This window comes from Levilactobacillus yiduensis, from assembly GCF_024718525.1.
Classification (GTDB): Bacteria; Bacillota; Bacilli; order Lactobacillales; family Lactobacillaceae; genus Levilactobacillus; species Levilactobacillus yiduensis.
Map to the genome: position 1 here is coordinate 38,858 of NZ_JAMXAZ010000010.1, position 12,426 is coordinate 51,283.

13 protein-coding genes are annotated in these 12,426 nt (G+C 50.4%); 1 reads left to right on the plus strand and 12 read right to left on the minus strand.

Annotated features, from left to right (window positions below; genetic code table 11):
- Positions 1-209: 209 nt before the first annotated feature.
- The 5 genes from NGM66_RS07515 to NGM66_RS07535 all read right to left on the minus strand — a co-directional run bounded on the left by NGM66_RS07515 (position 210) and on the right by NGM66_RS07535 (position 4,804).
- Positions 210-632 carry a protein-export chaperone SecB gene (locus NGM66_RS07515; RefSeq protein WP_258115519.1) on the minus strand — a complete coding sequence of 141 codons (423 nt, stop codon included), beginning with the start codon at positions 630-632 and terminating at the stop codon, positions 210-212.
- Positions 632-1,201 (minus strand): helix-turn-helix domain-containing protein, encoded by a 570-nt coding sequence (locus NGM66_RS07520; protein WP_208907571.1) that lies wholly within the window; start codon positions 1,199-1,201, stop codon positions 632-634. Before NGM66_RS07520 ends, NGM66_RS07515 begins: the two co-directional genes overlap by 1 nt.
- Before the next feature lie 589 nt (positions 1,202-1,790).
- Positions 1,791-2,891 carry an SdiA-regulated/phytase-like domain-containing protein gene (locus tag NGM66_RS07525; protein WP_245155294.1) on the minus strand — a complete coding sequence of 367 codons (1,101 nt, stop codon included), beginning with the start codon at positions 2,889-2,891 and terminating at the stop codon, positions 1,791-1,793.
- A gap of 82 nt (positions 2,892-2,973) precedes the next feature.
- Positions 2,974-4,062, minus strand: a complete 1,089-nt coding sequence (locus NGM66_RS07530; RefSeq protein ID WP_208907570.1) for a hypothetical protein — start codon at positions 4,060-4,062, stop codon at positions 2,974-2,976.
- 268 nt (positions 4,063-4,330) lie between these two features.
- Positions 4,331-4,804: an S-ribosylhomocysteine lyase gene (locus tag NGM66_RS07535; protein ID WP_135367290.1), complete on the minus strand. Its 474-nt coding sequence runs from the start codon at positions 4,802-4,804 to the stop codon at positions 4,331-4,333.
- A 210-nt stretch (positions 4,805-5,014) separates the two neighbouring features.
- Between NGM66_RS07535 and NGM66_RS07540 the strand changes: the two genes are divergently transcribed.
- Complete coding sequence (locus NGM66_RS07540) at positions 5,015-6,010, plus strand: LCP family glycopolymer transferase (protein WP_208907569.1); 996 nt, start codon at positions 5,015-5,017, stop codon at positions 6,008-6,010.
- 169 nt (positions 6,011-6,179) lie between these two features.
- Here the strand turns inward: NGM66_RS07540 and NGM66_RS07545 are convergent, their stop codons facing one another.
- The 7 genes from NGM66_RS07545 to NGM66_RS07575 all read right to left on the minus strand — a co-directional run bounded on the left by NGM66_RS07545 (position 6,180) and on the right by NGM66_RS07575 (position 11,721).
- The gene (locus NGM66_RS07545) at positions 6,180-7,010 is read right to left on the minus strand and encodes a DUF1129 domain-containing protein (protein ID WP_258115525.1); all 831 of its coding nucleotides are present in this window, start codon (positions 7,008-7,010) and stop codon (positions 6,180-6,182) included.
- Positions 7,011-7,079: 69 nt separating this feature from the next.
- On the minus strand, positions 7,080-7,439 hold the full coding sequence (locus tag NGM66_RS07550; protein WP_245155292.1) for a fluoride efflux transporter FluC: 360 nt from the start codon (positions 7,437-7,439) through the stop codon (positions 7,080-7,082).
- Positions 7,436-7,828 (minus strand): fluoride efflux transporter FluC, encoded by a 393-nt coding sequence (locus NGM66_RS07555; RefSeq protein WP_208907567.1) that lies wholly within the window; start codon positions 7,826-7,828, stop codon positions 7,436-7,438. Before NGM66_RS07555 ends, NGM66_RS07550 begins: the two co-directional genes overlap by 4 nt.
- Positions 7,829-7,901: 73 nt before the next feature.
- Positions 7,902-8,165, minus strand: coding sequence for a metal-sensitive transcriptional regulator (locus NGM66_RS07560; RefSeq protein ID WP_258115520.1), 264 nt, complete (start codon positions 8,163-8,165; stop codon positions 7,902-7,904).
- Entirely contained in the window at positions 8,165-8,491 is a 327-nt protein-coding gene (trxA, locus tag NGM66_RS07565) for a thioredoxin (RefSeq protein ID WP_208907565.1), read from the minus strand. The genes NGM66_RS07560 and trxA overlap by 1 nt, the downstream gene beginning before the upstream one ends.
- A gap of 513 nt (positions 8,492-9,004) precedes the next feature.
- On the minus strand, positions 9,005-10,417 hold the full coding sequence (locus NGM66_RS07570) for an FAD-dependent oxidoreductase (RefSeq protein ID WP_208907564.1): 1,413 nt from the start codon (positions 10,415-10,417) through the stop codon (positions 9,005-9,007).
- Positions 10,418-11,091: 674 nt separating this feature from the next.
- Positions 11,092-11,721: a VTT domain-containing protein gene (locus tag NGM66_RS07575; protein WP_208907563.1), complete on the minus strand. Its 630-nt coding sequence runs from the start codon at positions 11,719-11,721 to the stop codon at positions 11,092-11,094.
- Positions 11,722-12,426: the final 705 nt, after the last annotated feature.

Here is a 12,426-nt window from a genome sequence, read left to right on the forward strand (position 1 = left end):
ATCACGGGACCAATTGTCAACTCCCGCAGTTGTTATGCTATCTGACCGAGTTTAATGGCTTAATCAAGACTACCAGACTAACTCTTCCACGCCATTAAACCACCACAAAAAATGCGGCCCTCTTTTAGATAGCCGCATCCTCACAATATTATTTTAGTTAAATTCTCAAGGATTTTATTTTCGAAATAAATCTTTAACAAGTCACTGTTTCAAGCAGTTTCATTATTTGTGGACTTCTCTAAGACCTTGCTCACATTTATTGTCGGCAGATTATATCCTGGGTACTCACCAGAAGACATCGTTAAGTTAGCCACTAAAGATCTTACATAGGGGTATAGCGTCGCAACTGCATTATTACGAATAAAAGTATCTATACCGTATGAATCATTGTCTTCATCTGGATTATATTCAAAAGAACCACTCATGGCCACTTTGACCTGGAACGGCACATTTTCCACGTTCAACGCCCCAACAACCACTTTCAATGTAACCACCACATTCATGCCATCAATACTATTTTTTGCACTAATTTGTGGTTTCAAGTTAATACTCTTCAAGCTTTTATCATAATTCTGATTTTTAATATAAGACATCTCGTCTACTACATAGTGATCAAATTTAAAAACTCCCATTACGCGGCCTCTCCATTCACTCTTAAACTATAGTTATCATACGTACTATCATTATTCTCATACATTACTGGATCTTGATAAGAATATTTCGATTCTTTGACCACACTCTTTTTGAAACTGCTATTTAGCGCATCAATTAGATCTTTCACCCCTATACTAGGCAACCTGCCGTTTAGGTTATAGTACTTATTGACCATTTGCAGTAGTGCATCTGTTTCTTTCGTTTGAACCCGCAAATTGTTCTCAAGTTGGGAAAGGGTCGATGAACCTATCCCTAAATAGTCTGAAAATTCTCTTACTGTTTGGCCAGCATTTTCTCTCAATTTTTTTATACTTTCTGGGGTCATGTAACCTTTTCGGGTACGATAAACAATAAAATCCTTCTTAGAATTTTCCATTGGATCATCAAAATCTGACCATAGCTCGCCACTTGAGTCTTTCCAATAACGGTGCAGAACTAAAAGATTGTCTATATCTCGAACCCGTACGAATCTTAACTCTTTAACTTCTGTATAAACATCAGTCGCCTCAAGCTCGTCATTATAAAACTCTTTTTTTATCTCAGTCATTTGTATACTCTCCTGAAATTCAAATTACTAATCCCACCTAAAAGGCATGTTCAGCGGGTATTCTACTGGGTGTATCGAAATCCACATCACGACACCACTTGGTCTGTCTTGAAACTTTAAGTAACAGTCAATTCCAGAGATTGTTAAGCCAAAAATCCAAATATCTCCGGGGAGCTGCGGCGTATGATTGTCTGCCTTTGGACCTGAGCTATAGTTGTGCCAACTTAAGTCGCTATAAATCATGTCTAGAATTTCCGATTGTGGAACCGCTAAGATACTGACCAATTCTCTATTCTTATCACGTTTCGACACTCTCCAGTTACTTCGCTTAGCCTTTATATTAGCGACTATTGCGCGTACTTCATTTGGCTCAGTCATTAATCACTACATCCAATCCCTGAATCCTCTCATGTACAATACATAATAACACATTTGTTTTTCAGGAAAAACAAATCAACCTTAATCACAGTGAAGCAATCTATGAATGGGGTTTTAAGACCTTTTACTATACTGATTAAAGTGTAACTAACATGTCTTGACACAAAAAGCCCGGGACAAACGCCCAGGCTCTACCAACGATTAATTATTTTTACCAATTCAACGAATTACCCACTAAGATTTCCGGGTTGTGATTACTCATCAGGTAGGCTTGACCGTCGCTGCCAAACGTTAACCCCTCGAACTCCCGCGTGGAGGCAAAGCCCGTCCAGGTCACGTCGGCCGCCGTCAGCGAGCCGTTGCCCGCGAGCTTAGCGACTGGCAGACTGGCAATCGAGTCATCAGCCACCAGGTACAGCCGGTCGTTGTGCGGGTTGTACGCCATGCTTTGCACACAGGTTCCAGGCCCGTGCTCCAAAATCTGCTTGGTCAAGCGGAAGTGGACGTTGTTGCGGTGAATCGTGCCCTGGTAAATGTAGACGTTTACCGGATCAGGCCGGGTCCAGAAGTACGCGTGCCCGGCGCGGTCAAACGCCAACACGTGGCCGCCAGGAACCGCCAGTGATTTAGACTTCAGCCGGAACCGAATCTGGTGGACCGGCTTTAGCGACGTGGGACTGATTTGTTGGAGAACGCCGTCATTACTCAAATTGATCCGTGGCGCCAGTTCGCGGTCACACCACATATAGAACTTGCCGGTCGCCCAATCGTAGGCCAGCGACTGACCGTGACCAGTCGTAAAGGCGGGGCCCACCTTGATGGCCGCACGAATCCGTTTTTCCTGTGGTGACTGGGCCGCAGCGTTGGTGTAGACGCGTTGAACCTGCGCCGGGGTGGCCTGTAGATTGCTGAGCGTGGCCATGTCAAATCGCACGATGCGGCCGCGGTTGTACCATGCCGTTGGGCAGTAGACCACGTACAGGTACTGGCCCACGACGGCTGAGCTTTGCGGGTCCCCCCAGGCTTGGTGCTGATAACCCGGAATCGGCAACTGGTACTTCGTCGTAAAGGTCACGGGACTGCCTTGATTGCTGGCAATCGTGTTGACGCCGTGCGGATTGGCCGCCTGAGCGTATGTGCTGGGTACCGGGATAAAATGAACCTGCCGATCATCGAGCGACGTTAGGTTTTTGGGCGTCGTTAATGCGGGGGAAGTCTGCCTCACCTGAACCATGGCGTTGGCGGTCACCGGGGTGGCAATCATCCCCAAGACCAGAATTAATCCCCCCAGTAAACTGATTCTTCTCATCATCCCTCATCCCCCAATGTTTTCGGCCAGTATAAAACGACTGACCGTCAGCATGGCGTCACAAGGCTTTTTTAACTTGCCCAACTTACCAACTGATGCGATTGCCCCGCAAAATTTCTGGATTGTGATTGCACAACAGGTAGGCGTGACCGCTCTTGGTAAAGGTCAGCCCCTCAAATTCTCGTTTGGAACTGAACTTGGTCCATTTCACGTTGTGCTTCGTCAAATGGCCCTTACCAGCCAGTTTGCTGACGGGCAGGCTGGCAATCGAATCGTCGGCCACCAGGTAAATACGCTTGGTATGCGGATTGTACGCCATACTCTGCACGTGTGTCCCCGGCCCGTGCTCGAGCACCTGATGGGTCAGGTGGAATTTTACATGATGCCGCGAAATGCTGCCACGGTAAATATTGACCGTGTGCGTCGTCGGCCGGCTCCAGAAGTAGGCGCGGCCCTGCTTGTCAAACGTCAGCACGTGGCCACCAGGAACCGCGAAGTGTTTGTGCTTCAACCGAAAACGGATTTGGTACCGGGGCGTCAGGCTGCTAGCTTTGATCTGCTTGATATAACCGTAATTATTGACGGGCGTGGCGGCCGATTTCTCTCGATCGCACCACATGTAGAGATGGTGATTCTTCCAGTTGTAGGCCAACGACTGGCCATGCCCCGTTTCAAAGGGCTTGCCGACCTTGATGGCCGCGTGACTGGCCAATTGGGCCTTGGCATGGCTGGCGTACGCCGTCTGTAATTGACGAGGCGTCAGGTCCAATTTGTTCAGCTTGTGCATATCATAACGCACGATGCGCCCGCGGTTGTGCCAGGCCGTTGGGGTGTAAAGGACGTACAGGTAGCGGTTATTGGTGGTCACGCTCTGCGGATTGCCCCAGGCCTGCTTGTGATATCCCGGGAGTGGCAGGAGGTATTTGGTCTTAAAGGTAATCGCTGACCCCCGGCTATGCTTGATGACATTGTGGCCGTGCGTATTCTTGGCATGACGATAGGTCTTGGGCGCCTTGACGTAGTGCACGTGGCTATCGTTGACGCGCCGCCGCGACCCCACGCTCAGGGCAGCGGCCTTTTGATGATACGTGTGGTACGCCTGGACGGTTGCGCTGCCGGTTAGCCCCAGACCCAACGCCGCCAGAAGTACCAGCCACCAGTTTAATTTTTTCACGATTCATTCATCCCCCACTTTAACTGATGCTAGCTTTTAAAATACATCGTCTTGCTCATTGATTAGTTTACACGCCTGCCCCCACAGTGTGGTCCCACCGCGACTGGTAATCGCGGCTACCTAATCAACCCACTTAACAGATTGCGACAAAAAAAGGGGCCCGGGATTCAGGCTCCTTCAGGGACGATTCAGTGACTCGGTTTAATTGCTTCAAGCCAGCCGGGTTACCCGTTGAACTGGCCAATCAGCGCCCGTACTAGTCAGCGCGTTAAACGACTTCGCGGGTGAATGGGTCTTTAGAGATGCCCTTGTCCAGGATATCCTTGCTCCATTCCTTAGCGGAGAACAGGCTGTGGTCGCGGTAATTGCCACAACTGTATTTGTCAGTACCTTGCACATCTTTCCATTCCGTATCAAAGGCGATGCGGTGCAAAGAGGCTTTCAATGCCTTGGCAACTTCTTCAGTAGATTGTTCCCCCCAGGTAATCAGGTGGAACCCAGTCCGGCAGCCAAATGGTGAGCAGTCAATGACCCCACTCATTTCGTCACGCAGATAACCTGCTAGTAAGTGTTCGATGGTATGTAGACCGGCCGTTGGGATTGCATTTTCATTAGGTTGAACTAACCGTAAATCAAAGTTAGAAATGACATCACCCTTTGTGCCCGTTTCGCGTGTGATCAGCCGTACGTAAGGTGCCTTAACGGCTGTATGATCTAAAGTAAAACTTTCAACTTTTGCCATTATTTGCCAACTCCCTTTTCATTAATAGCTTTCGGTACTCCTCTACTGTACACCAAATGGTAGCGCTTCGACCAATAATTTCCGTTACGAATTTTACCGGTCAATCACTTGGTTAAGAAATTGCCAAAATGCTTAAATTTGCGGTCGCTTTGGTTCTCACAACCAATTGATTTGGCTATAATGGGCCACGTAATTGGGGAGGGATCTATCATGCAAAATACACCATTGCCACCACGCGGGCGAACGTTTGCACCCCGTCGTCATCGGCGGTTACGCGTGTTCTTACTGGTGTTGAGTTGCCTGCTGATTGTCGGCGGCGTCTGGGGGTGGCGCGCTTGGCATGCGGCCCAACGAACCTTTTCACAGACCTATCAGGCCGCGGGACGGCCCAGCGACACGGCAATCACCAGCGGCAAACCATTTGCCATTTTACTTCTCGGAACCGACACTGGAGCCCTGGGGCGACACCAAGTCGGGCGGACGGACACCATGATCGTGGCCACCATCAATCCGAAGAAACAGACGGCCACGCTGACCAGCATCCCCCGCGATACCCTGGTCGACATTTATGGTAGCCAGCAGGATGATGAAAAAATCAACGCGGCTTATCCACTATACGGCGCGACGACCACGCTTAAGACCGTGTCACACCTGGTCAACGTGCCGATTCACTACTACGTGCTGTTGAACATGGGCGGCCTGGAAAAAATGATCGATGCGGTCGGCGGCGTCACGGTCGACCCACTCCTGACCTTTCACTACGAACAGGCCAACGTGACCAAGGGCACCAAGATCCATCTAAACGGGGCCAGCGCCCTCGCCTACTCGCGGATGCGGGACCAAGACCCACTGGGCGATTACGGTCGCCAAGCGCGGCAACGACAGATTATCAAGGCGTTAGTCCTCAAGGAAGCCAGCCTCAGCTCACTGGTTCGGTATCAAACGGTGCTCAAATCACTGTCGCACAACCTGCAGACCAACCTGACCTTTGACGACCTCATGTGGCTGCGGACCAAGGATGGCCATACCAGCCGGCACATCAAGTCCGCCACGTTGCAGGGCGAATCCGCGACCATCAACGGCATCGACTATCAAATTGCACCGCAAAGCGAAATCACTGCGGTCTCCAATCAGCTACGCCAGGAACTGGATTTGCCAGCGGTTAACGCCTTTGAAACGGATGCGCTGGAACCTGCTGGATTTTAAAACTAGGTATTTGCAGCGACACAGTACAAGCAAGCTGGCCGCCTGCCGTTCGTCAAATATGGGTCGGGGCGCTGTGGGCGGACGGGCCTAACTGGCTTAATCGCCCGCGTAATCTCAGTTCACGCCAAAAAAGCCTGAATCGCCAGCGTGCGGTCCAGACTTTTTGCGTTTACTTCGTTTTATGTTGACGTACTTGCCAAATGTGCCAACCGATGATTAGGATGCTGGCATCGGCCAGGATTGTGCCCACCGCGATCAGGAAATTTCCCGAACTCGTGACCATCAGTCCTGACGTCAGCGGGAACCGCGCCAGTAAGGCCAACAATGTCGTGATCCACAGGCTACCTAAAATGGCTGGGAACCAGGAATCCGCGTGACGGCGGTGATGCCACCAAGTCAGCGCGGTGACGGCCACGGCAAAGACCAGTAACGCCACGCTCCCGCCACCACGGGTCAGGTAGATCAGACCAGCTGCCGGCACGGTCCGAGCGGCAATCCACATCGCCAGCACGAGGCCGACGACGATGACCAGCCAGCCGATCACCTGTCCCTGTGGCGCCATCCGCTGTGACAGCCAGATGCCCAAAGCCATGGCGATAACGAATAGCCCGAACTGCACGGCAATCAACAATCCCTGCAGTGGCACGGCCGGCAGAATCGCGGCTGGTAAAATCACGCCGAGCACGAAAATGATGACGGGCACCAGGAGATCCCAAGTCCACCACGTCGGTCGCTTGCGGGCACTGCCCATCTTCTCGGCCACCGTCTGCGGGTCCGCCCCGTAAAATTGAGCGGCGGACTGGTCGTTAGACTGCGCAACTAATAGTTGTGGCAATTGTTCGCGCAAGTGGCGTTGTAATTTTTCTTCATCCGCAAACCGGGATTGTTGCCGTAGCGCTGTGACCAGGTCATCCCAGTACGCTTGATTTTCCGGCGTCAATTGTTCGCGTAATTCTCGATTCTGTTCCGCAATCGTTAAGCGGTTTGCCAAATTGGCCACTCCTCTCATAGTTAAGGTTTCTCTCCTAATGATAAGGAAATTGCCGCTGAAATGCCACTGGTTTCACGGCTAGGCCAGCTGCCACCCCAGCCACAAGCCACCGGCCGCCAACAAGAGGCCCCCGCCAACGCTCAATCCCAGGTACCCGGCAGTAGCAGCGAACCGGCGCTGATCCAGGAGCATGACGACTTCATGGCTAAAGGTCGAATAGGTCGTGAAGCCGCCTAAAACACCGGTCCCCAGCAAGACCAACCAGAGATGCGCAATTTGCCAACCAGTCAGAAAACCCAGTAGCGCTGACCCCAACCAATTAATGAACAGCGTGGCGATGGGCCAGCGATTGCCGTAAACTGCTTGAAGCCAGCGCGTGGTGCCATACCGCCCCAGTGCCCCTAGAGCGGCGCCCAGGCCGGCAATTCCCGCCATCATTGTTCCTCCAGGTGGAAGGTGCTCCACCGCCGGGCAATGCCCACGCCGACTGCGCTGCAGAGTATCCCGCCCAGCAAGGTCGCTAGGATGTAAGCAACGGCGATTCCCCACTGATGTTGCGCCACCAGCCGCACGGTCTCCACGCTGAACGTGGAAAAGGTGGTAAAGGCCCCGCAACCGCCGACCCCTAAGCCTACGGTCAAGGCAGTGGGCCAAGTTGCTGTGAGTCGCTTGGCATGTGACAGCCAAGCTAAAATACCGCTCCCGGCTAGGTTAATCAGCAGCGTCATCCACGGAAATCCCATTGTACTGGACACTAGTTGCCCCAGTAGGTATCGGCTTCCACCACCGATGAAAGCAAAAATGACGATTGAAATCACGTTAATCACGTCACGACCTCCTCAAAAATTATCTTCCCATTATATCAAAAAAAGCCGCCAATTCGGCGACTCATGGAAAAAATCAATGGGTTTTAACAACGAGGTCTAACGCCTCCTGTAGCTTGGCTTGCTGGTCAGCATCCAGCTGGCCATCCGCCACACACTGCTTGACGTTTTCCGCAACGACCACGCCCATCATTCTGTCAACACCAGAACGCACGGCAGCGAGCTGGGTCAAAACATCCTGACAATCGCGGCCTTCTTCCACCATTTTTAAAATGCCTTGCAGTTGGCCATCGGCACGCCGCAAGCGATTCTTGAGCTGAGTTGCCGTCGTTTGTACCACTAGGCACTCACCTCAGTCAGCTTTTCGTCAATGTACTTTTTGAGGGCCGCTTTGGGGTGAAAGCCAACGACCTTTTCCGTTGGCATGCCGTTCTTAAAGATGACCAGTGAAGGAATGCTCATGATTCCCAGGGATTGCGCCAGCTCTTGGTTCTGGTCAACGTCCAAGGAAGCAAACTTCACCTGGTCGCCATACTCCTCGTCCAGCTTTTCTAAGACTGGCGTTTGCATCTTACATGGCCCACACCAAGTTGCCCAAAAATCGACGACCGTGACCGCCGTGTCGTCCCCGATGTGTTCAAAATCTTTGCTTGTAATGGCTTGCATCTGAAAAATTCCTCCTCTAATTTAATCAATGCTCATAGTATACCCCAAGGGGTATGGATTTGCCAAGGAAAATGCGTTACTCCTGCTGGCAAGGGCTTTTAAACCGGCATATGGCTCATGAAATTCTTAACGAAAACGTCTTGAAATTTAGTTGTATAAGTCTGCTGAACACTGTATGATGGGTTTAGCAAGTTAAACAAAATCCGGGATTTGTGAAAAATAGAATGCCGGTGTGACGGCGTTTGGTTAGGGTGGTCCCCACAGGTGTGGGGGTGATCCCTTTCTTGGCGGGAAGGCGTGTGTCTTTTTTATGTGGTCCCCACAGGTGTGGGGGTGATCCCTGCAATAAGGCATTGAAACAAAAGCGTGTAGAGTGTTCCCCACAGGTGTGGGGGTGATTCTGCCATTTGGCTAGACTTGGACACTGAAAAAGTGTGTTCCCCACAAACGTAGGGCTGATTCATCCAAGCAAAAAACGCCTCCCCAAACGGAAAGGCGCCTTTCACACAATGTTTACTTTTCTTTGTCCGCAAATTCAGGGTCAGCGTCCATCCCCGCCGTTAAGCGTGGCTTGTTGTTGCCGCGCTTGGTTTCCTTTTCCACGGCCTGTTGGGCTACCAAGTTCAGGTAGTTAAATGGGTCGTCGAAGTTCGGGTTGAACAGCATGTCCACGAAGGCCAGGTCGTCAATCGTGTTGCGGTTTTGAATCGCAATCGAAATGGCGTTGGCTGATTGGGCAACTTCATGCTTACTGAAGAGCTGTGCCCCCAGGATACGCCGGTTTTCCCGGTTGTAGACCAAGTTGATGGTCAAGTCATCCGTGGATGGCATGTACCCTGGCCGCCAAGTCCCTTCGAAGGTGACCATGTCGGCATCTAAGCCCGCGTTGACCGCGTGATCGATCGTCAGCCCAGTTGAGGCCAACGTCCGACCGAAGATCTGCATCGCAGACGTGGCTTGCGTGCCCATGTATTTCTGAATGTTACCGAAAATGTTGATTCCGGCCAGCATCCCTTGACGAACCGCGTTGGTTGCCAATGGCGTGTAGGCTGGCTTGCCAGTTGGGTTGAAGTTAACCACACTGGCATCCCCACAAGCGAAGATGTCTGGATTAGACGTTTGCACGTAGTCATTGATGATAATGGCGCCGTGCCGGTCCATCTCGACTTGGCCCCGCAAGAGCTCCGTGTTCGGCACGAAACCGGTGCAGACCACCGCTAAGTCGGCAGTGAAATCGCCATTCGTGGTTTCAATGACCAGTTCACCATCGTCGTTACCCGTGAAGGACGTGACGCGCCGGTCCAGCAGAACCTGAACCCCATGGTCTTCCAACAAGTTAACGATATGATCGGATAAGCCCTTATCAACATAGTGATTCAAAATGATGTCCCGTGACTGGAATAGTTGAACGTCGTGGCCAGTCCGCGCGTAACTTTCAGCCAATTCCGTACCGATATAACCGGCCCCAACAATTGCAATCCGCTTATTACCGGCAGCGGCCTTATCAATGGCGACCGCCTGCTCATAGTTCTTACATAACATGACCTTATCTTCATCGATACCAAAAATTGGCGGTACCGTCACGGTAGACCCCGTTGCCATGATCAGCTTGTCATAAGTGTCCGTTGAAACTTCCCCAGACTCCATATCCACGACTTCGACCGACTTGTTTTCTGAGTCGATCTTAATCACGTTGTGTCGGGTCAAAACTTTCGCCCCGGCTTCCGCAAGTTGTTCAGGTGAAGAATAGAACATGTCCTCAAGATGCTTGACTTGCCCATCAAGGAACAAAGAAATCCCACAAGATAAGAAAGAAACGTTCGTGTGTCGTTCGTAAATGGTCACATCTGTTTCTGGATGATCACGCAAAATTTGTAGCGCTGCATTGGTTCCAGCGTGTGTACTACCAACAATGATGACTTTCATGTTTACCCTCCTACATGAAAAACGATTCTAAAGCTAGTCTACTTGAAAGTTAGCGAAAGATAAATGACTTCGTCTCGAAAAAACCGCCGATTCCGGTAAAAACCTCACACTTCAATAAAAATGGTGAGTGAATGTGCAATTTGCACTCTTAATATTTGTGAAATTGTTATTCTTCTATAAGCAATTTTGTAAACCGAAAAGCGTCAAAATAACGTCTATTGATACGCCATGCCTTCAGTGAAAATCCCCGGTTTGTTAACTTTCCTTGCAAACGTCCACACCGTAACCCGTATACTCCACTGGTAAATGGCTAGCGGCTACGGCTGGCCACCGATTGCGGCGACCCTAGTCACGACCGAAACACCGGTCCATTCAACTCGATTTAACTGTCTGCCTCTCCAGTTAAGGTTTCCCGAACACTCGTGCACGCCTGTTTTTAGCCATTCCGCTAGATAAGTTACAATTAGCTTGCTAACTCAACTTAAAATCACTATGATACGGATAGTTGGTTCGTGATACGTTCTGACCTTAAGCACTGTGATAGATGATAGGAATCACTGTCTATAGATGCACTCCCCCCAAAACAAGTGATTTATTAACAGATTCCTAAATAGTGACCCCAGACAATCCGCATGTTGTCTAGGGTCTTTCTTTTTGCCTAAATTTCCGCGACGCTACCGTGTCTGGCGGTAATACTGCCAGCCCTGGCGCGCCAAGAACGGCACCGCCAGTAGGCCGATGAACAGCCACGTGAAGTTCTGCTGGATGAACGGCGTGTTGCCAAAGAAATAGCCCACCGCCGAACAGCTAACGACCCAGATGAAGCTGCCCATGAGATTGAAGAGGCGAAATTGCCGCCAGTTCATGTCCGTGGTCCCCGCGATAATGGGCACGAACAGGCCCACAAACGGAATGAACCGGCCAATCAGCAGCGTTTGATCCTGGTTACGGGTGAAGACGGCCGTGGCCTGCGCAACTTTTTTAGCCGGTAACCGGTCGATCAACTTGTCTTGCAGGTCGCCCCATTTGCGCGTCGTCAGGTACTTAACTGCCGACCCAGCCGTCGCGGCCAGCGTAAACATCAGCACCAGCCACCAAATATTTAACTCAGAATGCGGGTTAGCCGCAATCGACCCCACCATGAACAGGAGGGACTGACCGGGAATGAATGAGAAGATCAGCATGCCCGACTCCAAGAAAATTAAAAAGAACAGTACCGGATAGATGCCCGTTCCCAACTGATTGGTCAGCGGCACCAGCACTGTCAGCGGATGCCAAATGACATCCCAAATCATCGTTATCATGCTCACGCCATCATCTCCAATCCTGTTACGTTTGGCCTGGCCAAACACGCTTGAGTCTTTAGTCAACGGCCCAGACTGCTTGGTACCATTGGTCCAACTGCTTATAGTACTATGAACGGTTAACAGGTTTCGACCATCACATTTTTTCTAAAAACTCTCAGTAACGGTCGCCCTCACCTGACCACTAGCCGCATTTTGTGTAAACGGTTTCGACCAAGACTGGTTTTCTTAGCCAACTACCGCATTTTCCGCAAAGTGTCGCCACTGACTAAAGCTACTCACTTGACTATTCCCATTATAAGGCCAAAAACAATTTTGTCAGTATTTTCTAAAATCTTTGGGGGTCACCACCGCGAAAAAAGTCGTCGTATCCCCGTCAACACAGGCCTACAACGACTTTCTAGTTTTGGCTGATACGTCACAAAAATAACCTTATCGGGTGGAAACCACTATTCAGTTTACCAACGATTGACAGCCAACTTCGTTATTAGTAAATTTATGAAACCAATCAATTGCACCTAATCGCCATCGGCGTTACACTACAATCAAGTTAGTAACAACGAGTGTTGCTAACGAAGTCGTACCAAATCTTAATACTCTTTACGAGCAGTAATTAGCACTCCCCCAAAGTATCTAAGCCTGCTCGTATCCCCCCTCAAGCCACGACTCTTATCGTGGCTTTTTTTGCGATTAAATTGATTGATG

Excerpts from the sequence above, each read along its gene's own strand:
- NGM66_RS07515 (WP_258115519.1), bottom strand. The coding sequence starts at position 632 with ATGGGAGTTTTTAAATTTGATCACTATGTAGTAGACGAGATGTCTTAT.
- NGM66_RS07520 (WP_208907571.1), bottom strand. The coding sequence starts at position 1,201 with ATGACTGAGATAAAAAAAGAGTTTTATAATGACGAGCTTGAGGCGACT.
- NGM66_RS07525 (WP_245155294.1), bottom strand. The coding sequence starts at position 2,891 with ATGATGAGAAGAATCAGTTTACTGGGGGGATTAATTCTGGTCTTGGGG.
- NGM66_RS07535 (WP_135367290.1), bottom strand. The coding sequence starts at position 4,804 with ATGGCAAAAGTTGAAAGTTTTACTTTAGATCATACAGCCGTTAAGGCA.
- NGM66_RS07540 (WP_208907569.1), top strand. The coding sequence starts at position 5,015 with ATGCAAAATACACCATTGCCACCACGCGGGCGAACGTTTGCACCCCGT.
- NGM66_RS07550 (WP_245155292.1), bottom strand. The coding sequence starts at position 7,439 with ATGATGGCGGGAATTGCCGGCCTGGGCGCCGCTCTAGGGGCACTGGGG.
- trxA (WP_208907565.1), bottom strand. The coding sequence starts at position 8,491 with ATGCAAGCCATTACAAGCAAAGATTTTGAACACATCGGGGACGACACG.
- NGM66_RS07570 (WP_208907564.1), bottom strand. The coding sequence starts at position 10,417 with ATGAAAGTCATCATTGTTGGTAGTACACACGCTGGAACCAATGCAGCG.
- NGM66_RS07575 (WP_208907563.1), bottom strand. The coding sequence starts at position 11,721 with ATGATAACGATGATTTGGGATGTCATTTGGCATCCGCTGACAGTGCTG.